The sequence below is a fragment of the Streptomyces sp. NRRL F-5650 genome (genome assembly GCF_000721365.1).
Classification (GTDB): Bacteria; Actinomycetota; Actinomycetes; order Streptomycetales; family Streptomycetaceae; genus Streptomyces; species Streptomyces ardesiacus.
Map to the genome: position 1 here is coordinate 1 of NZ_JOGV01000169.1, position 356 is coordinate 356.

Genomic DNA, 356 nt, shown 5'->3' on the forward strand with positions numbered 1-356 from the left:
TTCACCGCCGCCACCCCCACCCGCCCCTCAAAACGAGCCAGACGCTCCTCCACCTCCACCACCGACAACCCCACCGAACCCATACCACCCCGCCCCGACAACCTCTCCCCCACCAGCCGCGAACGCACCGCCACCACCCGCGCACCATCCTCCAACGACAACCCACCCGCCACACACGCCGCAGCCACCTCACCCTGCGAATGACCCACCACCGCAGCCGGCTCCACACCCAACGAACGCCACACCGCCGCCAACGACACCATCACCGCCCACAACACCGGCTGCACCACATCCACCCGCCCCCACAACGGATCCCCACCACCCCGGAACACAACATCCCGCAACGACCAGTCCGT

1 protein-coding gene is annotated in these 356 nt (G+C 68.5%); it reads right to left on the bottom strand.

All coding sequences use genetic code 11. The features are described from left to right. Positions 1–356 (bottom strand): acyltransferase domain-containing protein (locus tag IG88_RS39930; RefSeq protein WP_158854257.1); only part of this gene is annotated, 356 nt, incomplete at both ends.